The sequence below is a fragment of the Streptomyces sp. NPDC031274 genome (genome assembly GCF_055570235.1).
Genome location: NZ_JBVIHP010000019.1, coordinates 177,443 through 201,009, shown reverse-complemented (window position 1 = coordinate 201,009; position 23,567 = coordinate 177,443). Strand labels below are relative to the sequence as shown.

The 23,567-nt window shown below is 70.7% G+C and carries 17 protein-coding genes; 4 read left to right on the top strand and 13 right to left on the bottom strand.

Translation table 11 applies throughout. From position 1 onward, the window contains the following. Positions 1-378: 378 nt before the first annotated feature. Positions 379-1,386: a stage II sporulation protein M gene (locus tag ACZ5CR_RS28730; protein ID WP_468862525.1), complete on the bottom strand. Its 1,008-nt coding sequence runs from the start codon at positions 1,384-1,386 to the stop codon at positions 379-381. An 89-nt stretch (positions 1,387-1,475) separates the two neighbouring features. Here ACZ5CR_RS28730 and ACZ5CR_RS28725 point away from each other — a divergent pair, with 89 nt between their 5' ends. Beyond that, a complete protein-coding gene (locus ACZ5CR_RS28725; protein ID WP_468862523.1) occupies positions 1,476-2,417 on the top strand; it encodes an RDD family protein in 942 nt (313 codons plus the stop codon). Positions 2,418-2,437: 20 nt separating this feature from the next. Here ACZ5CR_RS28725 and ACZ5CR_RS28720 read toward each other — a convergent pair whose 3' ends face one another. Further along, positions 2,438-3,052 carry a hypothetical protein gene (locus tag ACZ5CR_RS28720; protein ID WP_468862520.1) on the bottom strand — a complete coding sequence of 205 codons (615 nt, stop codon included), beginning with the start codon at positions 3,050-3,052 and terminating at the stop codon, positions 2,438-2,440. 300 nt (positions 3,053-3,352) lie between these two features. Then, positions 3,353-4,810 (bottom strand): adenosylhomocysteinase, encoded by a 1,458-nt coding sequence (gene ahcY / locus ACZ5CR_RS28715; RefSeq protein ID WP_468862518.1) that lies wholly within the window; start codon positions 4,808-4,810, stop codon positions 3,353-3,355. 398 nt (positions 4,811-5,208) lie between these two features. Between ahcY and ACZ5CR_RS28710 the strand changes: the two genes are divergently transcribed. Continuing rightward, a complete protein-coding gene (locus ACZ5CR_RS28710; protein ID WP_468862515.1) occupies positions 5,209-7,344 on the top strand; it encodes a fructose-specific PTS transporter subunit EIIC in 2,136 nt (711 codons plus the stop codon). An 84-nt stretch (positions 7,345-7,428) separates the two neighbouring features. Here ACZ5CR_RS28710 and ACZ5CR_RS28705 read toward each other — a convergent pair whose 3' ends face one another. The 7 genes from ACZ5CR_RS28705 to ACZ5CR_RS28675 form a co-directional block, all read right to left on the bottom strand. After that, the gene (locus tag ACZ5CR_RS28705; protein ID WP_468862513.1) at positions 7,429-8,388 is read right to left on the bottom strand and encodes a cation diffusion facilitator family transporter; all 960 of its coding nucleotides are present in this window, start codon (positions 8,386-8,388) and stop codon (positions 7,429-7,431) included. Between the two features lie 134 nt (positions 8,389-8,522). Next, positions 8,523-9,677, bottom strand: coding sequence for a mannose-6-phosphate isomerase, class I (gene manA, locus ACZ5CR_RS28700; RefSeq protein ID WP_468862511.1), 1,155 nt, complete (start codon positions 9,675-9,677; stop codon positions 8,523-8,525). A 143-nt stretch (positions 9,678-9,820) separates the two neighbouring features. Next, on the bottom strand, positions 9,821-11,026 hold the full coding sequence (locus ACZ5CR_RS28695) for an SIS domain-containing protein (protein WP_468862508.1): 1,206 nt from the start codon (positions 11,024-11,026) through the stop codon (positions 9,821-9,823). Positions 11,027-11,191: 165 nt separating this feature from the next. Beyond that, positions 11,192-11,368, bottom strand: coding sequence for a Trm112 family protein (locus tag ACZ5CR_RS28690; RefSeq protein WP_389904494.1), 177 nt, complete (start codon positions 11,366-11,368; stop codon positions 11,192-11,194). A 559-nt stretch (positions 11,369-11,927) separates the two neighbouring features. Next, positions 11,928-13,292, bottom strand: coding sequence for a phosphomannomutase/phosphoglucomutase (locus tag ACZ5CR_RS28685; protein ID WP_468862504.1), 1,365 nt, complete (start codon positions 13,290-13,292; stop codon positions 11,928-11,930). Between the two features lie 180 nt (positions 13,293-13,472). Beyond that, entirely contained in the window at positions 13,473-15,089 is a 1,617-nt protein-coding gene (locus tag ACZ5CR_RS28680; RefSeq protein WP_468862501.1) for an L-lactate permease, read from the bottom strand. A 216-nt stretch (positions 15,090-15,305) separates the two neighbouring features. Next, positions 15,306-15,680, bottom strand: coding sequence for a DUF3499 domain-containing protein (locus tag ACZ5CR_RS28675; RefSeq protein WP_383274576.1), 375 nt, complete (start codon positions 15,678-15,680; stop codon positions 15,306-15,308). A 354-nt stretch (positions 15,681-16,034) separates the two neighbouring features. Between ACZ5CR_RS28675 and ACZ5CR_RS28670 the strand changes: the two genes are divergently transcribed. Continuing rightward, entirely contained in the window at positions 16,035-16,508 is a 474-nt protein-coding gene (locus tag ACZ5CR_RS28670) for a metallopeptidase family protein (protein ID WP_468862499.1), read from the top strand. A gap of 63 nt (positions 16,509-16,571) precedes the next feature. Here the strand turns inward: ACZ5CR_RS28670 and ACZ5CR_RS28665 are convergent, their stop codons facing one another. From ACZ5CR_RS28665 to ACZ5CR_RS28655, 3 genes are all read right to left on the bottom strand, one after another. Further along, positions 16,572-18,071, bottom strand: coding sequence for a DUF5719 family protein (locus tag ACZ5CR_RS28665; RefSeq protein ID WP_468862497.1), 1,500 nt, complete (start codon positions 18,069-18,071; stop codon positions 16,572-16,574). Next, complete coding sequence (locus ACZ5CR_RS28660) at positions 18,068-21,751, bottom strand: glycosyltransferase family 2 protein (RefSeq protein ID WP_468862495.1); 3,684 nt, start codon at positions 21,749-21,751, stop codon at positions 18,068-18,070. Before ACZ5CR_RS28660 ends, ACZ5CR_RS28665 begins: the two co-directional genes overlap by 4 nt. Before the next feature lie 248 nt (positions 21,752-21,999). Then, positions 22,000-22,263, bottom strand: a complete 264-nt coding sequence (locus tag ACZ5CR_RS28655; protein ID WP_016642094.1) for a WhiB family transcriptional regulator — start codon at positions 22,261-22,263, stop codon at positions 22,000-22,002. Between the two features lie 762 nt (positions 22,264-23,025). On the opposite strand from ACZ5CR_RS28655, the gene ACZ5CR_RS28650 reads away from it, so the two are divergent. Further along, a complete protein-coding gene (locus tag ACZ5CR_RS28650) occupies positions 23,026-23,541 on the top strand; it encodes a cysteine dioxygenase (RefSeq protein WP_468862493.1) in 516 nt (171 codons plus the stop codon). Positions 23,542-23,567: the final 26 nt, after the last annotated feature.

The following is a 23,567-nucleotide window of genomic DNA, read 5'->3' as shown; positions in this document are numbered from 1 at the left end:
TTTCCTCCGGGCGCTTCCCTTCGGTGTTTCATTTTGTTCTTGCTGTTCTTGCGTTTCCGACTCTATCAGACTCTTTCGTGTCCGATTTTCCTCGGCGCCTTTCAGGTTTCCGCTCCGGCCTTTCGGCTTTCGCGTTTCCCTTTCCGGCGAGTCCGACTTTATCAGAAGTTTTCGGCCGGTCTTACCGGCTTGGTGTTTCTGATTTATCGGGTGCGGCTTCTTGGCTTATGAGATTCAAGAAGCAGGCAAATATTAACTGTCGCCACCGGACTTGTCCAGTTCTAGGCAACTGTTCGAATCTACCTCCCCGGTCCTTCCGTGTCAACGGTTTTCTTGGGGCGTCGAGGAGACTAGCAGGCCAGCAGGGTCCGATGCACATCACGCCGCGGTGGGGACCGTCGCGCTGCGCTCTGTGGGGTCGAGGTCGCCCGTGGCGCCGGCTCGTGCGGCTCTGCCGCCCAGGACGAAGACGTATGCGAGGAAGGCCAGTTCGGCGGCGATCCCGATGCTGATGCGGGCCCAGGTCGGCAGGCCCGAAGGGGTGACGAAGCCTTCGATGGCGCCGGAGACGAACAGGACCAGGGCCAGGCCGACTGCCATGCCGAGGGCGGCTCTGCCCTCTTCGGCGAGGGCTGTTCGGCGTGAGCGCGGGCCCGGATCGATGAGGGTCCAGCCGAGCCGCAGGCCTGTGCCCGCGGCTACGAAGACCGCGGTCAGTTCCAGAAGGCCGTGCGGGAGGACAAGGCCGAGGAAGGTGTCGAGGCGGTCGGCCGAGGACATCAGGCCGATGCCCACGCCCAGGTTCAGCATGTTCTGGAAGAGGATCCAGATGACGGGGAAGCAGAGGAAGGCGCCCAGGACCAGGCACATCGCCGCTGCTTGGGCGTTGTTCGTCCATACCTGGGCGGCGAACGAAGCCGCTGGGTGGCTGGAGTAGTACGTCTCGTACTCGCCGCCGGGGCGGGTGAGCTCGCGCAGTTCACCGGGGGCCGCGATGGAGGACTGGACCTCGGGGTGCGTGGCGATCCACCAGCCGATGATCGCCGCGAGGACCGTCGAGAGCAGGGCGGTGGGGACCCACCAGCGGCGGGAGCGGTAGACCGCTGCCGGGAAGCCGTGGGTCAGGAAGTGCGTGGCGTCGCGCCAGGAAGCGCGGCGGGTGCCTGTCACCGCACTACGCGCGCGTGCCACGAGGCGCGTGAGGCGGCCGGTGAGTTGCGGGTCCGGGGCGCTGGACTGGATCAGCGAGAGGTGGGTGGCCGTGCGTTGGTAGAGGGCGACGAGTTCGTCGGTCTCGGCTCCATTGAGGCGGCGCTGGCGGCGCAGCAGAGCGTCGAGTCGGTCCCACTCGGTTCGGTGGGCGGACACGAATACGTCGAGGTCCATCAGGTGGCTGCTCCTCGTACTGCGGCGCGATGCTGCCTCAGCTTGGCAGACTGGCCGTTCCGACGGCAGGGCAGGGAAGGGCGGCTGGCGTGAGTGAGCTTGTGACGGGCGAGGCGGTGGCGCTCGACCTGCGCCCGGCGAAACTGCCGAGCCGGGGGCTCGCCGTACTGATCGACTTGGCGGCGGCCTGGGCGGTCTACCTGGGGGTGACCCTGGGGATCGTGGCCTCCACGTCCTCCTTGGACGACGCGGCGGCCGCGGCGGTCGCCGTCGCCAGCTTCGTACTGATCCTGGTCGGTGGACCGATCGCGGTGGAGACGCTCAGCCATGGGCGGTCGCTCGGCAAGATGGCGTGCGGGCTGCGGGTGGTGCGGGACGACGGGGGGCCGATTCGTTTTCGGCACGCGTTGGTGCGGGGTGCGGTGGGGGTCGTCGAGATTCTGCTGACGTTCGGGGTCGTCGCCTGCATCGCCTCGCTGGTGTCGGCGCGGGGTCGGCGCCTTGGGGATGTGTTCGCGGGGACGCTTGTCGTGCGGGAGCGGGTGCCCGTCGGACAGACGGCTTTCGTTCCTCCGCCGCCGCCCTGGCTTGCGGGGCGGTTCTCCGAGCTCGATCTGTCCGGGGTGCCGGATGCCCTGTGGCTGGCGATCCGGCAGTACCTGACGCGGATGGGGCAGCTGGATCCGCAGGTCGGCTGGGCGATGGCCGAACGGCTCGCCGGGGATCTCGTGGAGCGTACGGGGGCGCCTGCTCCGCAGGGTGTGCCTCCGGCGGCGTACCTGGCGGCGGTCGTGCAGGAGCGGCAGGCGCGGGATGCTCGACGGGCGTTCGGTGAGAGTGGGAGTAGGAGTGGGGTCGGCGGTGAGAGTGGGGGGTTCGCTGGTTCGCGGTACTCGGTGCCGCCGGGGTCTGGCGCTCTTCCTGCCTACGCTGCCCGTCCGGCTCCGGATGGACCTGCGGTCGCGCAGGAGCCTCGTGACGTCCCGTCTCCCGGCACTGGCACTGGCACTGGATTCGTGCCGCCCGCGTAGGGGGCGGGCGGGGGCTGGGGTCAGGGGAACGTCGAAGGTGGGGATTCGAGGTTCTCGAGCTCGATGCCGGGGGCCGAGAGGACGACGTCGCCGGTGATGTGGATGGCGTGCTGCTCGCCGGTGTCCAGGGCTGTGACCTGGTATTCGTCCACGATGAGCGGGCCGTTGTCAGTGGTGTGTGCTTCGCTTTTCAGCAGGGCCCAGGACTGGTCGAGGGTGCGGGGCGCGAGGACCGGGTCGGTGAAGGCGACGAGGCGGACGCGGGTCGCGGAGGAAGCGGGGGTGAGGCGCAGCAGGCGTGTGGTCGCGATGAGGAATGCGGGGGATGTGCCGGTGAAGGCGTGGGCGGGGGCGTTGTCCTCCGTGGCGTGGGTGCCGGTGGGGTCGGTGCGGACCCAGGTGACGCCGTCGATCGCAGCGGCGCGGATCTGCCAGTCCCCCGCGTGGAGTTCGAGGCGGATGGGGCGGCCCAGCTCGTCGAGGGCGAGGTCGATGGAGCCGGCGGGCTCGCCTGAGGGGGCGTTCCGCTGGGATACGTAGCGCCAGCCGGAGGGGCCGGGGGCGCAGTGGAAGTGTTCCTCACCGAGGGGGGTGTGGTCATGCGGGTCGTGGAGCGAATAGTGGCCGCGGGGCATGGGGGCTCGGTCCTTGTCGGGGGTGGCGGTGTGGGTCGTGGGCCAGGGGGTTCAGATGGAGCTGGCGGCCGGGGGCGGACGGCCGTCCGGTGTGGGGGGCCGTGGGATCGGCTGCCTCTCGGGGGCGTTGACCGTGCACCGTGCGTTGATCACAGCTGGCCCCGTCTGGCCTCGCCCCATCCCTCCCCGCTTCTTCCGCCGCGCCCGTCCTCACGGGCGCAGGCCCCCGCCCTGGTGGGCGAGGGCCTGCGGGATGCGATGAGCGAGTGCCGGGGCGGCGAGCCCCATGTGGCGGCTCGGTCAGTAGCGGTAGTGGTCCGGCTTGTACGGGCCCTCCACCTCGACGCCGATGTACGAGGCCTGCTCGGGACGGAGCGTGGTGAGCTTGACGCCGAGCGCGTCCAGGTGGAGGCGGGCGACCTTCTCGTCCAGGTGCTTGGGCAGCACGTAGACGTCGGTCGGGTACTCCTCCTGCTTGGTGAACAGCTCGATCTGGGCCAGGGTCTGGTCCGCGAAGGAGTTGGACATCACGAAGGACGGGTGACCCGTCGCGTTGCCCAGGTTCAGCAGACGGCCCTCGGAGAGCACGATGAGGACCTTGCCGTCGGGGAACGTCCAGGTGTGGACCTGCGGCTTGACCTCGTCCTTGACGATGCCCGGGATCTTCGCCAGACCGGCCATGTCGATCTCGTTGTCGAAGTGGCCGATGTTCCCGACGATCGCCTGGTGCTTCATCCTGGCCATGTCCGAGGCCATGATGATGTCCTTGTTGCCGGTCGTCGTGACGAAGATGTCGACCTTGTCGACCACCTCGTCCAGCGTGGCGACCTGGTAGCCGTCCATCGCCGCCTGCAGCGCGCAGATCGGGTCGACCTCGGTGACGATCACCCGGGCGCCCTGGCCGCGCAGCGACTCCGCACAGCCCTTGCCCACATCGCCGTAACCACAGACCAGAGCGGTCTTGCCGCCGATCAGGACGTCCGTGGCGCGGTTGATGCCGTCGATCAGGGAGTGCCGGCAGCCGTACTTGTTGTCGAACTTCGACTTCGTCACGGCGTCGTTCACATTGATCGCCGGGAAGAGGAGGGTGCCGTCGCGGTGCATCTCGTACAGGCGGTGGACACCCGTCGTGGTCTCCTCCGTCACGCCGCGGATCTCCGAGGCGAGCTGGGTCCACTTCTGCGAGCCCTCGGTGATGGTGCGGTTGAGGACCTGCAGGACGACACGGTGCTCGTCGGACTCGGCGGTGTCCTCGGAAGGAACCTTGCCCGCCTTCTCGTACTCGACACCCTTGTGGACCAGCATGGTGGCGTCGCCACCGTCGTCCAGGATCATGTTCGGACCGCCAGTGGGCGTGTTCGGCCAGGTCAGCGCCTGCTCCGTGCACCACCAGTACTCCTCCAGGCTCTCGCCCTTCCAGGCGAAGACCGGAATGCCCTGCGGGTTGTCCGGAGTGCCGTCCGGGCCCACCGCGATGGCCGCGGCCGCGTGGTCCTGGGTCGAGAAGATGTTGCAGGAGACCCAGCGGACCTCGGCGCCCAGCGCGACCAGCGTCTCGATGAGCACGGCGGTCTGCACCGTCATATGCAGCGAGCCCATGATGCGGGCGCCGGCCAGCGGCTTCGTGGCCGCGAACTCCTTACGGATCGACATCAGACCGGGCATCTCGTGCTCGGCGAGAGTGATCTCCTTGCGGCCGAACGCGGCCAGCGAGAGATCGGCGACCTTGAAGTCCTGGCCGTTGGTGAGTGTCGTCATTGGCGAGCTGCTCCTCGTGGGGGTTGATCGAGGGTGGGTGGACATGGCTGACCTGCGACAACGGCACAGAAGAGCACCGGTGCGCAGCAGCGCAGTCCGTCGGAGGCCCTCTCTCCCTCGGCCGGTCCGTGCAGGCACCGCCCGACCGCCATCAGCAGCGACGTCTGGCTCGGTCACAAAGCTACACCGATTGGCCCAGCGAGCCCCAGCCCGCCTCCCCGGGCGCGGTGGCGGGCGGCGTGGCGGGCGAGGCAGCCACGGAGCGGACTGTGGACAGGGCTACAGACCTCCCCATTAGGGACCTTTGCGCTTTTGAACCTGTCCGCGGGTGTTGCAGGATGCCTTGAGATCGGGAACATTTGCGCGATCTTGTTTGACGAAGGCGTTAGGAGATCCACGTGACCCATCCGGCCGATCCCCCCATAGGCGGGAGCAGCGGCGAGCAGAAGAAGCTGAAGCTGCTCGCGGTGACCGCCTGTCCGACCGGTATCGCCCACACGTACATGGCGGCGGAGAAGCTCTCGCAGGCCGCGGAGAGCCTCGGCATCGACATGAAGGTGGAGACGCAAGGCTCCATCGGCGCCGAGAACGTACTGACTGACAACGATGTCAGGGATGCTGACGGCATCATCATCGCCGCCGACAAGGACGTCGACCGCAGCCGTTTCGTGGGCAAGCGCGTGCTGTCCGTCGGGGTGTCCGAGGGCATCAGCCACCCGGAGCGGCTCATCGAGCAGGTGCGGAGCGCGCCGGTGCACGGCGCAGGAGGTGGCGGCGGTTCCGCCGGGCCGGTCTCCGGCGGTGGCGGTGGCGGGGGCGGCAAGGAGCGCAGCCTCGCGTACAAGGCGCTGATGAACGGCGTCTCGTACATGATTCCGTTCGTCGTGGTCGGCGGGCTGCTGATCGCGATCTCGCTGTCGCTCGGCGGGCACACGGACCCCAAGGGCGGGCTCGTCATCCCCGACGACTCGTTCTGGATGCACGTCAACCAGATCGGTGTCATCGGCTTCACGCTGATGGTGCCGATCCTCTCCGGCTATATCGCCTACGCGATCGGCGACCGGCCCGCGCTCGTGCCCGGCATGATCGGCGGCTGGATCGCCAACACCGGTGAGCTGTACGACTCCAAGGCGGGCGCGGGCTTCATCGGGGCCATCGTGACCGGCTTCCTCGCCGGTTATCTGGTGCTGTGGATCAAGAAGGTCAAGGTCCCGAAGTTCGCCCAGCCGATCATGCCGATCATCGTGATCCCCATCGTCGCGACGACGGCACTCGGTCTTTTCTTCATCTACGTCATCGGTAAGCCGATCTCGTGGATCTTCGAGCATCTGACCGACTGGCTCAGCGGCATGACCGGGACCAGCGCGATCCTGCTCGGCGCGATCCTCGGGCTCATGATCGCGTTCGACATGGGCGGTCCCGTCAACAAGACGGCGTTCCTGTTCGGCGCGGGACTCATCGCCACCGGCAACCAGACCGTCATGGGCATGTGCGCCGCCGCGATCCCGGTCATGCCGCTGGGACAGGGGCTCGCGACGCTGATCCGCAAGCGGCTCTACAACGAGCAGGAACGGGAGACCGGTCTCGCCGCCTTGTTCATGGGCTTCTTCGGGATCTCGGAGGGTGCGATTCCGTTCGCCGCGGCCAGGCCCGCGCAGGTCATTCCCGCGAACATGCTCGGTGGCGCCGTCGCCGGTGCGATCGCCGGTCAGGCGGGCGTCGAGGACGCGGTTCCGCACGGCGGGCCGATCGTGGCGGTTCTGGGTGCCGTCGGTGGCGTACCGATGTTCTTCATCGCTGTCGCCATCGGCGCCGTCGTCACCGCCCTCACCACGGTCACCCTGGTCGACCTCAGCGAGCGGAAGCGGCGCGGGGCGCCGGTCGTCGATGTGCCGGGCGGGCCCGAGCCGGTGCTCGCAGGGGTGGGAGCAGGAGAGGGTGCGGGAGCAGGCGCCGGAGCAGGAGCAGGAGTGGGAGCAGGCGCCGGAGCCGTCGCCTCCGGCGCGTCCGCGGCCCCTCAGAAGGCGGCACCCGCGGCCCCCTCCCCCGAGGCCGGGACCGGGACCGGGAACGAGGACGAAGTCCTCTCCGGGTATCTCACCGAGCAGACCGTGAAGGTCCAGCTGGACTCCGCCGACAAGGACTCCGCGATCCGCGAGATGGCCAACCTCCTCGCCGCCACCGGCAAGGTGAACGACGTCGAGGAGCTCGTGCGGACCGCCCTGCGCCGCGAGGAGCAGGGAACGACCGGACTCGGCGAGGAGATCGCCATCCCGCACGCCAAGACCGATGCGGTGACCTCGCCGGTCGTCGGGTTCGCGCGGTCGGCACAAGGCATCGAGTGGGGTGCCATCGACGGTACGAAGGCCAAGCTGATCTTCATGATCTCCGTGCCGGAGGCCGCAGCGGGCGACGAGCACCTGCGGATTCTCGCGCTGCTCTCGCGGAAGCTGATGGACACCGGGTTCCGTGAACGTCTTGAGGCGGCGCCCGACGAGGTGGCGATCCTCGAGGTGCTGCGCGAGGTTCAGTAGCCGGTGGTCGAGTAGTTACGTCGAGGGGGCCCCGCACCGTGCAGGTGCGGGGCCCCATCGACGTACAGGCTCATCCTGGAAGGGTCAGTGGCCGCCCGGCGCCTTCGCCGGGTTCGTGCCCTCGACAGCCGCGCTCTCGCTGTAGATGTCCGGCTCCAGGTAGATCACGCGGGCGATCGGGACCGCCGCGCGGATGCGCTCTTCGGCGGCGTTGATGGCGGCGGCCACCTCGGAGGCCGTGTCGTCGTGCTGCACGGCGACCTTGGCGGCGACGAGGAGCTCCTCGGGGCCGAGGTGCAGCGTGCGCATGTGGATGACGCGGGTGACCGTGTCGCCGTCGACCAGGGCCTTCTCGATCTTCTCGACCTCGTCCGTGCCCGCGGCCTCGCCCAGGAGCAGGGACTTGGTCTCCGCGGCGAGGACGATCGCGATGAGGATGAGCAGGATGCCGATGCAGAGCGTGCCGATGCCGTCCCAGACGCCGTCGCCCGTGCCGATCGCCAGGCCTACGCCGACCAGGGCGAGGACGAGACCGACGAGGGCGCCCAGGTCCTCCAGGAGCACGACCGGCAGCTCGGGGGCCTTCGCGCGGCGGACGAACTGCGTCCAGGAGAGGCTGCCGCGCGTCTGGTTCGACTCCTTGATGGCCGTACGGAAGGAGAAGCCCTCGGCGATGATCGCGAACACCAGGACGCCGACCGGCCAGTACCAGTGCTCGATCTCGTGCGGGTGCTTGATCTTCTCGTAGCCCTCGTAGATCGCGAACATGCCGCCGACCGAGAAGAGCACGATGGAGACCAGGAAGGCGTAGATGTAGCGCTCGCGGCCGTACCCGAAGGGGTGTTGCGGGGTCGCCTCGCGCTGCGCCTTCTTGCCGCCGAGGAGCAGCAGCCCCTGGTTGCCGGAGTCCGCGAGCGAGTGCACGCTCTCGGCGAGCATCGACGACGAGCCACTGAAGATGAACGCGACGAACTTCGCCACCGCGATCGCGAGGTTCGCGGCGAGTGCCGCGACAATCGCCTTTGTTCCGCCTGACGCGCTCATGTGTGCCCGTTGTCCCTTCGCCTACGTACTCGCGGCGCACTCGCCCGCGTACGTTCGTCGTCCACCGTCGGCAGCGCTGCTTTGCCCGCCCTTTGCGGTGGGTCATTGTTGCAGCACGCGGCGCTGGTGGTGAGTCAGGCCACCACAGTGGCGCGGAAGACCGTGCCGACTCCGGACACTTCGGTCTTTTCGTCCGCGGGTACGAACACGGACTGTCCGGGCGCGAGTTCCCCCGCGTCGCCCACGTGGACCGAGCCCGCGACGCAGAGCAGGATCTGCGGGGTGGCGGCCGTGAGGTCGTGCGGTGCCGCGCCGTCGGGCAGGACGAAGCGGGAGAGGCGGAACTCGTCGATCGGGGTGGAGTAGATCTCTTCGCCGTCGGGCGTCGCTTCCGGGCGCAGGACACCGGGGTCGGTCGGCTCGAAGCGGACGATGCGCAGGAGTTCGGGTACGTCGACGTGCTTGGGGGTCAGGCCGCAGCGCAGCACGTTGTCCGAGTTCGCCATGATCTCGACGCCGAGGCCGTCGAGGTAGGCGTGCGGCACTCCGGCGCCGAGGAACAGGGCCTCGCCGGGCTGGAGCCGGACGTGGTTGAGGAGCATCGCCGCGACGACGCCCGGGTCGCCGGGGTAGTGGCGCGCGATGCCCGCGTACGGGGCGTAGGCGCCGCCCAGGCGCTCGGCGGCCTCGGTGACCTCGGTGACGGTCGCGGCCATCTCCTCGGGGTCCGCGGTCAGAACGGCCGTCAGGACCTCGCGCAGGGCGCCGTCCTCGGGCTTGGCGTGCAGGAGATCGACGTACGGCTTCACGGAGTCGACGCCGAGTCCGGCAAGGAGGTCCGCTGCCTCGACGGGGTCGCGGAAGCCGCAGAGGCCGTCGAACTCCGTGAGCGCGCAGATCAGTTCGGGCTTGTGGTTGGCGTCCTTGTAGTTGCGGTGCGGGGCGTCAATCGGGACGCCGCGGCGCTCCTCGTCCGCGTAACCCTCCCTCGCCTGCTCCAGGTTGGGGTGCACCTGGAGGGAGAGCGGCGCGCCCGCCGCGAGGATCTTGAGAAGGAAGGGCAGCCGCGGGCCGAACTTGGCGACCGCCGCCCTGCCGAGCTCGTGCCCCGGGTCCTCGTCGATCACCTTGTCGAGCGGGCCGCGCTCGGTGCGCGAGGGCGCGCCGGGGTGGGCGCCCATCCACATCTCGGCCTGCGGTTCACCGGTCGGCTCGACGCCGAGGAGCTCCGCGATGGCGGTGGTGGAACCCCAGGCGTAGGGGCGGATGGTGTTGGTGAGGCGGTCCACGGAGGGGGTCTCCCTTACGTACGTACGCGGTGCGGTCGGTCCGGGGTCATGAGGGGGCTGCGGTCATGATCCGCCCCACGGGGCAGTCATGAACGGGCTGCGGTCATGACCCGTCCCACGGGGCAGTCATGAACGGGCTGCGCTCATGATCCGTCCCACGGGGCGAGCGCCAGGTAAACGGCGGCGAAATCCGTGACGGCGATCAGTTCCGCGAGGGTCTCCAGGTCGTCGCCGTCCTCCGGCTCGAGCTCGCTGAGCGCGATGTCGTGGCCGTGGGCGAGCTCGCGGGCCGCGGGGGCGGCGCTGAGGCCTCCCGCGTCCACCGGGCGGTCGCGGAGCAGGACGACGCGGGCGCGCAGTCGCTGGGATTCCTCGACGCGGTCGCGGAAGAAGTCGTCGGCGTCGCCGCCGTCGCCGCTCGGGGCGAGGTTGCCCGCGAGCAGGGCGCCGTGCGCGGGCAGCGACTCGGGCAGCTCGCCCGCGACCGCCGGGTGTCCGGCCAGCTCGGCGAGCGTGGCGGCGAAACGCCGGCCGACGGGGCCCGCGAGCCGTCCCTCTGTCCAGATCACCGGGAGGGCCCCGGCGAGTTCGGCGGCGAGTGTCTTGGCGGGGTTGCTGTACGTCGCGATGACGGGGCCGCAGCGTTCGGCGACGTTGTCGAGGCGGTCGGCGATCTTCTCCAGGGTCTCGACCGGTGCGGTGACCAGGCCGGTGCGGTCCAAGAGGATGAGGAGCGGGGTGAGCAGGGCCCACAGGGTGGCGGGGGCGGACGCGGCGGCCTCGTCGCTCACGCGGCGCGCCTCGTACGTTCCTGAAGCGCGCTCTCCGTCGTGCGGGGCTTCGTACTCCCCGTACGGCGAAGCGGCCATCGCGACCGTGAGGCCGTGCGTGCCTTCGACGCCCTCGGCCAGCGGGGAGCGTGCGGGGGCGACGGCGACGACCGTGCAGCCGCGGCGGTAGGCCTGCTCGGCGAGGAGTTCGAGGCCTGGTTCCGTGCCGTCCGGGGTGGCGATGAGCAGCAGGTCCAGGGGGCCCGCCCAGCCGGGGAGCGCCCAGCGCAGGGCACCTGCGGCGGGGGCCACGCCGGTGGAGGCGAGGCGGATCACGGGGCAGCCCGTGCCCGCGAGGGTGCCGAGCAGGTCGGCGACGCAGGTGGCGGCGGTGCCGGGGCCCACGATCAGAATGGCGCGGGGGCGGCCGTCCGGCTTGAGCTGCGTGAGCCCGGCCTCCGTGGCGTGCCGGACCGCCGTACGGACGCGGGCGCCCGCCTCTGCGGCGCCGCGGAGGAGGCCTCGGCGGTCGGCCACGGCGAGGGCCTCGGGGGCGTCGAGGAGCGATTCGTCGAGCATGGGGTCGGGCCTCCGATTCGCCTGGCGACGGGGCGGGGCGCCGCCGGTCGCTCATCTTGTCGTTGCGCCGGGCCTTTCGCCGGCCTTGCGGTCCGCCTTGCGGGCGGGGCGTCGCGGGGGCCTTGCGAGGTCCTTGCGCAGGCCTTGCTAGGGCCCTGCGAGGCTTTACGCGGGGCGGCGGGCCTCGTCGACGAGGAGTACGGGGATGTCGTCGCGGACGGGGTAGGCGAGGCCGCATTCCTTGCTGTCCGCGGTGCAGATCAGCTCCGCTTCCGCCTCCTTGAGGGGGGCGTGGCAGGCCGGGCAGGCGAGGATCTCCAGGAGGCCGGCTTCGAGCGGCATGGGGTGGGTCCCTTCGAGTGGGGCGGATAAGGAATGTCGCCTGGTCAGCCTACGCTGGCCCCTGGGCCTTGGGCGTGTACGGCCGGGGCTTCGCCCCAGAGCCCCTGGGTGGGGCTCGGCGCTGTTCTTCTTCTGCGGGCCGGTGGCGTTTGCGCCCGCCGTTCCCCTTCTGCGGGCCGGTGGAGGCGTTGCGCCTACCCTTCCCCCTCTACGGGCCGGTGGGGGGCGTTTGCGCCCACCTGCCCCAAGCTCTCGGCTTCGCTAGAGCAGGGGAGACCCCACTCGCCCTGCGGAACGCCTGCCCGCGAACGGGTCGGCCAGGGTGGGAGGGTGCGCCGGAACGCCTGCCCGCGAACGGGGCAGACCCGGTGGGCAGGAGCGCCGGAACGCCCGCCCGTGAACGGGGCAGACCGGGCGGCGGGCAAGGTGCCAGGACCGCTGCCCGCCAGCGCGGCGGCAGCGGCAGCGGAAAGTCAGAGCGGCTGCCCGCCGACGCGGCGGCAGCCGGGGCACCAGACGCGCTGCCGCCCCCGCTCCCACCGCCGCGACGCCCCTTCGCTCAGCCCCTGATGATGGCCAGTGCCTCGTCCCTCGCCCTGGCCATGGTGGGCTCGTCCCTTGCCTCTACGTTCAGGCGGAGGAGCGGCTCCGTGTTGGAGGCTCGGACGTTGAACCACCAGTCCGTGGCCGTCACCGTGAGGCCGTCCAGGTCGTCGATGGTGACGCCCTCCTCGGCTTCGTACTTCGCCTTGATCGCCGCGAGACGGGCCGTCTGGTCGTCGACCGTGGAGTTGATCTCGCCGGACGCGGCATAGCGGTCGTACTGCGCGACGAGAGCCGACAGCGGGCCGTCCTGGCCGCCGAGCGCGGCGAGGACGTGGAGCGCGGCCAGCATGCCCGTGTCCGCGTTCCAGAAGTCGCGGAAGTAGTAGTGCGCCGAGTGCTCGCCGCCGAAGATGGCGCCCGTCTTGGCCATCTCCTCCTTGATGAACGAGTGGCCCACACGGGTGCGGACCGGCGTGCCGCCGTTCTCCCGCACGACCTCGGGGACCGACCACGAGGTGATGAGGTTGTGGATGACCGTGCCCTTGCCGCCGTTGCGCGCGAGCTCGCGCGAGGCGACGAGGGCGGTGATCGCCGACGGGGAGACCGGGCCGCCGTCCTGGTCGACGACGAAGCAGCGGTCCGCGTCGCCGTCGAAGGCGATGCCGAGGTCGGCGCCCTCCTCGCGGACCCGCTCCTGCAGGTCCACGATGTTCTTCGGGTCGAGGGGGTTGGCCTCGTGGTTCGGGAACGTGCCGTCCAGCTCGAAGTACATCGGTACGAGCGTGAGCGGCAGGCCGTCGAAGACCGTCGGGACGGTGTGCCCGCCCATGCCGTTGCCCGCGTCGACGACGACCTTGAGGGGGCGGATGGAGGTCAGGTCCACCAGGCCGCGCAGGTGCGCCGAGTAGTCCTTGAGGGTGTCCCGCTCCGTGAGCGTGCCGGGCGTGGCCGCGGGCTCCGGAGCGCCGGCCTGTGACCACTCCTCCACCAGGGCGCGGATCTCGGCGAGGCCGGTGTCCTGGCCGACCGGGGCGGCGCCCGCGCGGCACATCTTGATGCCGTTGTACTGCGCGGGGTTGTGCGAAGCCGTGAACATCGCGCCCGGCAGGTTCAGCGCACCCGACGCGTAGTAGAGCTGGTCCGTCGAGCAGAGGCCGATCTCCGTGACGTCGACGCCGAGCGCCGCGGCCCCGCGTGCGAAGGCACGGGAGAGGCCGGGCGACGAAGGCCGCATGTCGTGCCCGGTGACGATCGCGTCCGCGCCCGTCACCTTCGCGAAGGCCGCGCCGAACAGTTCCGCCAGCGACTCGTCCCACTGGTCCGGGACCACCCCGCGCACGTCGTACGCCTTCACGATCTGGGACAGATCAGCAGTCACGGCCAACCCTCTCTGCAGGTTCTGCGAGTTCAGCGAGACCGGCGAGTGCTCGCCGGTGACCCCAAACTACCCGCAACAACTGACAAGCAGCTGTGAGCGTCGCCAAGCCTGTGCAAGGACGACGCAAGGACGACGCAAGGTCGACGTCAGGTAAGCCTCAGGCAGGCGTCAGTGCTCTCGTCACGGCAGCATCCAGCCGAGTACCACCGTGCTCTGCCCCACCACAATCAGACACATCACCAGCAACAGGCCGAGGCTCCAGGGCAGCACCTTGCGCAGCAGATCGCCCTCCTTGCCCGCGAGTCCGACCGCCGCGCACGCGATCGTCAGATTCTGCGGGGAGATCATCTTGCCGAGCACGCCGCCCGAACTGTTGGCGGCGGCGAGCAGTTCGGGCGAGAGCCCGGACTGCTGGGCCGCCGTCACCTGGAGCGCGCCGAAGAGCGCGTTGGCCGAGGTGTCCGAGCCGGAGACCGCGACGCCGAACCAGCCGAGCACCGGCGACAGGAAGGCGAGCCCCGCGCCCGCCGCCGCCACGAAGTGGCCGATGGTGGCGGCCTGTCCGGACAGGTTCATCACGTACGCGAGCGCGAGCACGGAGGTCACGGTGAGGATCGCGAACCGCAGTTCGTGCACGGTCGCCAGCCATTCCCGCACCGCCACGCGCGCGTGCACCCCGATGATGGCCGCCGTGGCCACGCCCGCGAACAGCACGAGCGTCCCGCCCGTCGCCACGAGCGGCAGCGAGAAGAGGTTGCCCGCGATCGGTTCGCCCTCAGGGTTGGCGACGTTCAGGAAGGGCCAGTCGAAGGTCTGTGTCGCCTTGGCCAACAGGTCTTTCACGGGCGGGATCTGGGCGATGGAGAAGATGGCGACGATGAGCGCGTACGGGGCGTAGGCACGCAGGATCTCGGGGCGCGGGTCGTCCTGGTCCAGGTCTTCGCTGCGTACGCCGGTGAGGACCGCGGCGCGTACGGGCTCCGCGGCGGGTTTGCGGGCGCTCGGCACCGCCACAAGGGCGCCCGCGCCCGCCAACGCCGCCCCGATGTCGGCCAGCTGGGCGGAGACGTAGTTGGAGGCGGCGAACTGTGCGGCGGCGAAGGCGAATCCGCAGGCGAGGGCGGGCACCCAGGTCTCGCGCAGGCCGCGCCGCCCGTCCACGAGGCCGACCAGGAGCAGTGGCACGACAAGGGCGAGCAGCGGCGTCTGGCGGCCGACCACCGTGGCGACGGTGTCCAGCGGAAGCCCGGTGACCTGGGCGAGCGTCACCACGGGGGTGCCCATGGCGCCGAAGGCGACGGGTGCGGTGTTGGCCACGAGGGCGACGACCGCGGCCTTCACGGGGTCGAAGCCGAGCGCCACCAGCATCACCGCGGAGATCGCGACGGGCGCCCCGAAGCCCGCGAGCGCCTCCAGGAGCGCCCCGAAGCAGAAGGCGACGACGAGTGCCTGGATGCGCGGATCGTCCGAGAGCCGCCCGAAGGAGCGGCGCAGGATGTCGAAGTGCCGGGTGCGGACGGTCATCCGGTAGACCCACAGGGCGTTGACGACGATCCACAGGATGGGGAAGAGCCCGAAGAGGGCGCCTTGCGCGGCGCCGGACGCGGTCTGGCCGAGTGGCATCCCGTACGCGACCCATGCGACCAGAGCGGCGACGCCGAGGCCGATGAGGCCCGCGTGGTGGGCCTTCATACGGACGACGCCGAGCAGGACGAGGACGGTGAGGAGGGGCAGGGTCGCGATGAGGGCGGACAGGCCGAGCGAATCGGCCACGGGCTCCAGCTGCTGCACGTACACGGGCGGCTCCCCGGTTTCCGTGATGCGGAAGGTGATCTCTCACGAGTGGGGGAATGGTCATGTCGACGGCGTGGGCACGTCAATGGGTTGCGCGAGAGAACCTGTTCAGCGGTAAACGACAGGGGTCTACGGAGACGGCCGCCGCGTCATCCAGAGGCCGAGTCACCAGAAAACCCGGGAGATCCGGGAAATCCGGCACATCCGGGGAGAAGGCGCTCAGGAATCCGGTGAGCGCAGGACCCGCAGATGGCCGCGGCGCGCGACCTCCATCGGGTCCGCCCTGCGCGGGCCACCGCCGGCTTCCGCCGCGCGCTCCTGCGGGCGGGCCGCCTCGCGCACCGCGTTGGCGAGCGCTTCGAGGTCGTCACCGCTGGGGCGGGCCGGACCGGCGGAGTCCGCGAGGCGGACGACCTCCCAGCCGCGGGGCGCGGTGAGGCGCTCGGAGTGCTCGGCGCACAGGTCGTAACAGTGGGGTTCGGCGTAGGTGGCGAGGGGGCCGAGGACCGCGGTCGAGTCGGCGTAGACGTACGTCAGCGTCGCGACGGCGGGACGGCCGCAAGCGGTGCGCGAACAGCGACGTACAGGGCTCACGATGTTGGACGGTACCGCACTCTTGAGTGGGCCGCGACGACTCCCCGCGAGCTCACCCCACCGTGTCGTGCCGCGGCCCCCGCCACCACACGTTCGCGTGACGCCTCTCTGACCTGCGGTGACGCAAGAGACCGGAGTGACCAGTGGTGTTGAATCCAGACAGTAGTTGGCTCAAATCCCGTCATTCATCGCGGGATCGACGGTCCCGGAGAGATACGGAATCGGACCCGATCCTGGCCGGAACGGTCAGCGCGCGACATGTCGCGCGCCGTACGGACGTCGTACAGAAGCAGTACGGAAGCCAGGCGGAAGCTGTGCGGAAACAGCGATCTCGAGGACTAGTCTTCGTCAGTGATGGACGACCCCGTAGACCCCCCCACCACCGACCCGAGGCCCCGCCGCCGCGACCGCCACGGCAGGGGCATGCGCGGGCCCGTCGCGCCGCCCCAGGTGCCGCTCTCCGCCAGCCGCGCCGAGGTCTTCACCGATCTGGTGCAGGACTCCGTGGAACGCCTTGAACGGCGGTGGCCGCAGCTGAGCGAGATCGATTTCCTCGTGCTCGAGGTTCCGACGCTGGGGCCGGGCGCGGGTTCCGGTCCGGCTTCGGGCGACGACGACTGGAGCGATGACGTCGTGCCGCTCGGCGGCATCGTCGAGGCCGCCGACGAGCGGCCCGCCCGGGTGGTCATCTACCGGCGCCCCGTGGAGATCCGGACCAAGGGGCGCGAGGAGCGGGCCGCGCTCGTCCACGAAGTGGTGGTCGAGCAGGTGGCCGAGCTGCTCGGGCTCTCGCCCGAGTCGGTGGACCCGCGGTACGGGGAGGACTGACCGCTCCCCCACCCCCGGCGGACCGACTGACCGGCCGACCGACCGACTGACCGGGCGACCGGGCTACTTCTGCAGCACCTTCAGGTCCTGTTCCGCCTGCGGCACCGACACCGTCCCCCTGTCGTCCGGCAGGGTCTGGATGGTGAACATGGGGATGCCGTCCTCCGGGTCCTCCAGCATGCGGGAGGCGTGGACATCGCCCCCCGACACCGGTTCCACCGTGAGTGCGTACGTGCCCTTGAGGCCGCTGGGGACGGGGGCCTTGACCCCCAGGGTCGTGCCGCCCTTGACCGTGTACGTCTTGCTCGTCGACGTGCCGCCCTCGCTGCCCTCCGAGGCCGTGACCCTCACCTTGCCGGTCTTGCCGGGGGCGACGAGGGACAGCGTGGAGCCCTTGGCCCGGTTGTCGGCCACCGTCGCGCGCGTGCCGATCGACTTCGTGGCCGGGATGAACGCCGTCTCCTGGTCGGCACCCTTGCCCCGGGTGACGCGCAGGGCCGCCACCACCGGTGCCGCGTCCTCAGCGGGCGTCAGGATCAGGGAACCCGCCTCGCCCTTGGTGACGTCGCCCAGGTCGACCGCGCTCGTCATGCCGGACTTGACGTGCAGGTTCGCGTGTCCGGCCGGGCTGATCGAGCCGTTCGGCGAGGCCAGTTGGACCTTCAGGTCGGCGTCGTCGGCGCCGGGCGCGAAGGCCACAAGGCGTACGGAGGTGGCGTCCTTGGGGATGCCGGGCAGGACCACGCGGCTCGCGGGGTCCGCGGACGCGGGCAGCCAGTCGCCGCCGAGCTTGTCGTCCGAGGACTGCACGGCGGCCGCGACCCGGCCGCTGCGCGCGGTCACGTGCATCGTGAGGTTGGTCTGCTCCTTGGGCGAGAGCGTGGAGAGCAGGACCGGCACGCTGGAGTGCGGCTGGACCTGGATCGCCTCGCCCACCTCGGTCTTGAGGGCGCCGTCCTTGCCGTACAGCTCGATGTCGACGACGGCCGCCGAGTCGTCCGGGTTGGTCAGGTGGACGTAGTCGCTGCGGCCCTTGGTGCTGCTCGTGCCCGGGAACCAGAAGTCCGTGTCGGGCGCCGTGCAGTTGGCGCCCTGGAGGCCGCGGCCGCTGCCCACGGAGTACTTGGTGGTCTGCTGGACGGTCCAGCCGGGGGCGAGCTTGCCGTCGGCCGTGCCCAGGAGCGCGGGTGAACTTCCCCCGGACTCCTCGCCGGTGACGGGCTTGCCCGGTGCCTTCGAGGTCAGGAAGGGCTTGGCGGCCTTCTTCGTGTCCTTGCCGCCGCCCTTCGGCGCGTCCGTCAACTCCTTCGTCGCGGGCAGTAGTTCCGCCTTGCCCGCTTCGCCGGATTCCTCACCTTTAGGGGTGAACGCCGTGTACGAGGTCTCGGCGAGGTCGGAGGAACTGGGCACCGGGCAGAGCAGGCTCGTGCGCTCGACGGGCAGCCGCGCGGCCGCCTTCGCGCCGTCGTCGCCGCTGCCATCGGGCGCGTTGGCGACGGCGAATCCGGTGACGGCGGCGAGCGCGGCCACCGCGGCGATCAGGGACTGGGTCGAGCGGTTCACTGCTGGCTCCCGTCGGGGCGCTCACTGTCGGTGCCGTGCGGCGGCTGCGGGGGCTGGGGCGGCACCGGGGGCTGCTGATGCCCGTACACGGGGTCGTACGGCTGGCCGTACTGCTCGCCGCCGCCCTGTACGCCTCCGTAGGCGTACGGGTCGTACTGGCCGCCCTGGTAGGGGTCCTGGTACGCCAACTGGTCAGCCTGGTCGTAGCCGCCCGTCTGGTACTGCGCTTCCTGGTACTGCTGCTCGCCCTGGTACGTGCCGTAGTCGGCGCCCGCGTGGGCGGGGGCCTCCCACTCCTCGTACGACTGCTGCTGGGGAACCGCCGCGAAGGCCTCCTCCTCCGGAGGAGGCGGTGGCGTACCGGCGTCGTCCTGCCCGGCGTCTCCCGGCGCGGCCTGTGCGGCGTCCTGCTCGGCCTGTGCGGCGCGCAGCCTGCGGGCCCTGCGTCCCTCGCCCTCGGCGGGCTGGGCCGGGATGACGGGCTCGTCGGGGAGGTCGTCGTCCACCTGGCGGCGGCGGCCGGGAAGGGCCATGACCACCAGGACCACGGCGAGCGCGCCCTGGGCCCACAGCCATCCCGTGTGGCCCACGGGGGTGTCGTAGGTGACGTCCAGGGTGCCGCCCGACGAGGGCAGTTCGAAGCCCTGCGCCCAGCCGTCCAGCGTGGTCCTGGTCAGCGGGCGGCCGTCCAGGGTCGCCGTCCAGCCCTCGTCGGCCGCGTCGGCGAGCCGCAGGGTGCGGCCCTCGTCACCTGCCGGGATGTTCGTGTGCAGCTCCACGGGGCCCGCGGCGACCGGCATGGGGTCGCCGGACCCGGGCACGATCGCGGCGCGCGAGACCTGCCGGTCCACGCGCCACAGGGCGCTGCCGTCCTCCTGGCTGAGCCGGGTGAGGCCGGGGGTGGAGTCCAGGGTGCGGCTCATCTGGCGGGGAGCGCCGTCGCGTACGAGGACGTAGCGGACGGCGAAGCCGCCGAGCTGGTCGGCCTGGTCGGCGCCGGAGCCCGCGAGGAGCCGGGCGACGATCTTGTCGAGGCGCTGGTTGGAGCCGCCGGCCTCGGCGAGTTCGGCGTCACCGAGCCGGGCGCCCGAGCCGCGGACGAGCGTGTACGCGACCTGGGCGGGCGAGTCGCTGTCCAGGACGAGCGTGCGGGCCTGGTCCTGCGTGCCGCTCTCCTCGGCGACGAACGCGGGCACCTGCACCGGGTCGCGCCGCTCCATGGGGCCGTCGGCGCCGCGGATCATCCACCCGGCGGCGACGAGCAGCGGACCCGCGGCGGCCGCGAAGGCGATGAGGACGGCGACCGGCTGGCGCCAGCCGAAGCTCTGCTCGGCGACACGCGTGCGTGCGCCGTCGGCGCCGAGCGCGGCGGCGGCGAGGAGCGCGATGCCGTAGGCGAGGGTGGCGGGGCCCGCCCACGCCGAGTCGTTCGAGAGCACCGCGAAGACCAAGGCGACCAGCGCGGCGATCCAGGCGGTGCGGACGGCGAGCTGCCGCTCGGTGCGAAGGAGCGCGGCAAGGGCGGCGAGCACGATGCCGATGAGCAGCAGTCCGTCGACGGTCCCCGGACCGCCGGGGCTGCCACCGAGCAGGTCGAGGCCGGTCGCGGAGCCGGCGCCGAACTCAAGACCGGCCTCACCGAAGAAGCCGAAGGGCAGCAGCGAGAGCGACCAGGGCGCGAGGACCAGGATCGGGGTGCCGAGCGCGGCGAGGAAGCGGAGGCCGTACGCCGTGATGTCGCGCCTGCGCACCACGAGGAGCGCGAGGCCGAGCACCAGGGCGATCGGCCACACGACCGGCGTGAAGGCGGTGGTGAGCGTCAGGAGCAGGGCGAACGCCCACGAGGCGCGCCAGCTCCCGCGATTGCCCTCCGAAGAGGTCAGTCCGCTCGCCGCGATGCCCGCGCGCGCCATGAGCGGCAGCAGGATCGCGAGGACGGCGGTGCCGATGCGCCCGCCCGCGAGCGCGCCCGTGGCGGCCGGCAGGAAGGCGTACACGACCGAGGCCCAGGCGCGCAGCAGGCGCGACTCGACCAGTGGCCGCGAGGCGAAGTAGGCGGCGAACCCGGCGAGCGGCACGGAGCCGACGAGGAGCACGGTGACCGCGAGCCCGGTGGATCCCAGCAGCAGGGTGCTGAGCCCCGCGACGAGCGCGAGATAGGGCGGCGCCGACTGTGTGCCGCCGGTCCCCACGGGGTGCCAGGCGTCCAGATAGCGCGCCCAGAGGGCGGAGGAGTCGCCGGGTGCGGGCAGCAGCGCGCCGCCCGCGAGGGCGCCGCCGCCGAGGAGTTCACGGCAGGCGATGAGCGAGGCGAAGAGCAGCACCACGAAGAGCATCGGACCCGGCTTGCGGGCCAGGCGCTTCAGGCGTGCGAACTGCTCGACCTGAAGGAAGTCGGCGTCGTCCCCGCCGGGACCGGATTCGACGGTTCCGTGCCGACCCGCGCCGGTGACGGCCTCGGGGTCGGAGCGGCCGACGACATTGCCCGCGACCTGTTCGACCGTGGCGCGCACGGTGGCGCCGGGCGGCGGGAAGAGCGGCCGCATCTCGGCGGGTTCGAGCGCCGACTTGCCGCGCTTCTTGCGGGCGGCGGTGATCCGTCCGGGTCGAAGGAGCGTCCCCAGGAGACCGGCGACCTCGTCGACCGCCTGGCCCGGCACCTTGCCGACCAGATACGCGACGGTACGCAGCAGGGTGCCCACCACGAGCCGGAAGAGCACCCAGGGCAGCACGGCCGTGCGGGCGTTGACGAGCAGGGTGTAGACCGCGCCCGCCTTGTCCACGCGGTGCGGCGACGTCGACGTACGGCCGACGCAGTCGACGGTGCGGCGCTCGCGCGATGAGGCCTCGGCGTGCCGGACGACGGCTTCGGGGGCGACGAGGACGCGGTGGCCCGCGTTCTGGGCGCGCCAGCACAGGTCGACGTCGTCCCGCATGAGCGGAAGGCGCCGGTCGAACCCGCCGAGCTCGTCGAAGACGTCACGCCGGATCAGCATGCCCGCGGTGGACACCGAGAGGACGGGCCGTACGTGGTCGTGCTGGCCCTGGTCCTGTTCGCGGCGGTCGATGCCGGTCCAGCGGCGGCCGCTGTTGGCGATGGAGACGCCGACTTCAAGGAGTTGGCGGCGGTCGTACCAGCCGCGCAGCTTGGGGCCGACGATCGCGACGTCCTTGCCGATCTCGCGTTCGTTCTCCACGACGCGGAGCAGTTCGGACAGGGCGCCCGGGTCGGGCGCGCTGTCGTCGTGCAGCAGCCAGAGCCATTGCTCGGGTTCGCCGTGCGGCAGTTCCGGGAGGTCGTAGTTGTCGTCGCGCCAGGTCCGGCTGACCGGGTCCCAGCCGCTGGGGCGCTTCAGATAGGGCAGCTCTTCCGGAGTCAGCACACCGGCGGTGCGGTTCGCCTCGTCGACGGCGGTGCCGAAGCCGGAGCGCCGGGCCAGGTGCAGGACGCGGTCGGGGCCGAGGGCCTCGGTGAGCAGGCGCGCGGAGTCGTCCGCGCTGCCGGTGTCCGCGGCCACGGCGTTCTGCACCGGGCGCTCCTGGCCGAGCAGGCCGGCGAGGGCGTCGGGCAGCCAGCGGGCGCCGTCGTGGGAGACGATCACGGCGGTGACGACGTGCCGCGGGAACTCAGGGGCGGCAGCGTCGTGGTGACTGGCTGCCGTATGGCTGTGCACGGACATCGAGGTACGGGCCCCGGTTCGATGGACTGCGGTGGACGCCTGCGCTTCATGGGGGCGCCGGGGCGTCTCGGACGGGGCCCCACACTAACGGCTGGCATCACAACAGCCCGCCGCCTGTGGATGACCCACGGGCGGCGGGCTGTTCCTTACGTAGGGGTGTGTGCCGATTGTTCGGCCGGGACGGGCTCGTGTTCGCGCGCTCCTGTTGGCGCGATACAGGCTCGTGTTCGCGCGGAACTGGCCCGTGTTCAGACGGCGGCCTTCTTCAGGCGGCGGCGTTCGCGCTCCGAAAGGCCACCCCAGATGCCGAACCGCTCGTCGTTCGCCAATGCGTACTCAAGGCATTCCGAGCGAACCTCGCAGGCGAGGCAGACCTTTTTGGCCTCTCTTGTGGAGCCGCCCTTCTCGGGGAAGAAGGACTCGGGATCGGTCTGGGCGCACAGTGCGCGCTCCTGCCAGCCGAGTTCCTCGTCCGCGTCCTCGACCAGCAGTTCCTGAACCAGCTCGGTCATGTGCGCCCCTCGTCTGTCTGTCGTCCCCGTGGTGCTTGCCGTTTCCGGTTTCGGCTGAACGACACGAGTGAAATTACAAGTGTGCCGATCCGCGCCAGTCAAGCCGAGATCTGCTATTGGGTCCCTTATTCACCCTGCGGAACCAAGCTAATGCGGAAAGTGTTCAAATCGGCATAAACGCCGACACTTGCCAGTGGCCTGTCCCGGGGCACCCCGCATGCACCCCGCGACCCCCCTCACCAGGGAAGGACGCCACGGAGATCGGCCCCGTTGCGATCACCCCGCAGAAGCGAAGCGGATCACATTCGGGTCACAGGATCACAGCGGGGTTTACGAGCCGGTGGAAGCGCGATGTGCCGGTGTGTCCCCTGGGTGTCCCGTGCATCCGGTGCACAAACCTTTCACCTGAGAGAACAACCGGATGAGGTGAAACATATCCCACATAACGGACATAGAGTTGACAGGGAAGGTGTGAGCCGATGTCCTAGTGGGCATGCTCGCAAACTTGGCACTCTCGACGACCCGCACCAGCGGGCTCCTCGGTGCTGTCCACGCGCGCTGTCGCTGTTCCTGTTCCAGCTGTTGAGCCCTACCGCTTCCAGCTGTTGAGCCCGCTCCGGCGCTTCGTCGCCCGAGCCCCCCGAAGCCGAGCCTTTTCGGCTTGTTCGAGCTCCTCCCCGCTCAGCACCTCCCCGCTCAGCTCCTCCCCGCTCCACCTTCCCTCGCGACACCCCAGCACTCACGTTGAGGAACCACCGCAGCATGAACAGCGACAGCGACCTCCAGATCGCCGGCGACATCCTCGAAGTCACGCACCTCCTCCAGCCCGCCCGCGAGCACCCGGCCACCGTGGCCGAGTTCGTCGGCCTGGCACGCACCATCGCGGCCGACCGCGCACAGTGGGCCCACCTCGTCGAGTACGACGCGACGAGCCGCTGGTACCACCGCCTGCGCACCGGGCCCGGATACGAGGTCTGGCTCCTCTCCTGGGTGCCCGGGCAGGGCAGCGGCCCGCACGACCACGGTCCCTCCTCCGGCGTACTCACGGTCCTGGAGGGTGAACTGACGGAGCGTACGGAGCGCGGGCAGCGCGCGCTCGGCGCCGGGGCCCAGCGCGTGTTCGCCCCCGGGTACGTGCACGACGTCGGCAACGACTCCCTCGAACCGGCCGTCAGCCTGCACATCTACTACCCCGGCCTGACCGACATGCCGATGCACGCGGCGCAGTGCGGCGTGCGGGCCACCGCTCCGGCCGCCGGAGATGTCGTAACCGCCTGACGCGCTGTCGTACGTGCCTGACATGC